This window comes from Pseudomonas sp. JAI115 (assembly GCF_014200835.1).
Classification (GTDB): domain Bacteria; phylum Pseudomonadota; class Gammaproteobacteria; order Pseudomonadales; family Pseudomonadaceae; genus Aquipseudomonas; species Aquipseudomonas putida_A.
In genome coordinates this window covers 1-1,190 of the sequence record NZ_JACHCY010000034.1, presented here as the reverse complement: position 1 = coordinate 1,190, position 1,190 = coordinate 1, and the positions used below count along the sequence as shown (strand labels likewise).

Genomic DNA, 1,190 nt, shown 5'->3' with positions numbered 1-1,190 from the left:
TTCGCGAGCAGGCTCGCTTGTATGTTTAGACTTGAAGGGGTGGGCGGGACTACAGACTCGATTCTGACTCTGACCAGTACAGACCGTGGGAGACTTCTCGTCCCGCCCCTTCTACCCAAAGCGCCAATAAGGAATTCATCGGTAAACCGACGACAGAGACAAGCCAGCGCAACGGTAGACCCCAACAAGCTCTTAAACCCTAGCTCCGAGGATTCGTCATGACAATCCTTACTTCGCAGACGGTTGTTGGTATCGATATCGCCAAGGCCGAAATCGTTGTCTATCGCGCCGACCTGGAAACCATTGAAGCGGTCAAGAATGATCGTGCCGCCCTCAAACGTTGGCTCAAAACTCTGCCCGCGCAAAGCGCTATCGCTGTCGAAGCCACCAATATCTACCATTTGGAGACTGTTGATCTGGCTCATGCGATGGGACATCAGGTCTATGTGGTGGATGCTTATCGAGTCAGCCACTATCGTCGCGGTGTCGGTCAGCGAGCCAAAAATGATCCCTGCGATGCACGCGTGCTCGCACGCTATCTGACGAATGAACAAAGCAAACTGCGGCTTTGGAACCCGCCTCCTAAAGCCTACACCGTACTGAAAAGCTTGCTGCACAGACGCGCGACGCTGATTCAGAACCATACGGGTCTGATGTTGAGCTGGGCCGATGAACCCTTGCTGAAGAAAGAACGTACGGCTCAGCAAAAGGCATTCGAGCGATCCGACAAGGTCATTCAAAAACTGCTGCGCAAAGTCAGCAAAGAGGCCGGTATTGATGACAATATTGACCGCTGCAAAGCAATCGAGGGCGTGGGAGAGCTGACTGCGACTGGGTTGGCAACGACCTATATGCGCGGTGACTTTGCCAACAGCGACGCGTTCATCGCGTTTTTGGGTATGGATCTGACGGTGGACGATTCGGGGAAAAAGAACGGCCCGAGGTTCCTGAGCAAAAAAGGAGATCCGGAGATCCGTCGATTAGCCTACAACGCCGCAATGGCGGCGTGTCGCTCAACCAAGTGGAAACCTTTTTACGAGTCATACCTGGCCAGAGGCTTCTCGAAAACACAGGCATTGGTAGCTCTTGCTCGCAAGCTCTGCCGAGTGGCATTCACCCTGATGAAGAATCAGGGCGAATACCGATCAGTTTGAGATTCTAGGGTTGCTGAGCAACATAGAATCTCCCAC

General features: G+C 53.2%; 1 protein-coding gene. It reads left to right on the top strand.

The window, feature by feature from the left end; genetic code table 11:
- Window positions 1–218: 218 nt before the first annotated feature.
- Complete coding sequence (locus HDC30_RS28960) at window positions 219–1,154, top strand: transposase (RefSeq protein ID WP_103369841.1); 936 nt, start codon at window positions 219–221, stop codon at window positions 1,152–1,154.
- Window positions 1,155–1,190 lie beyond the last annotated feature (36 nt).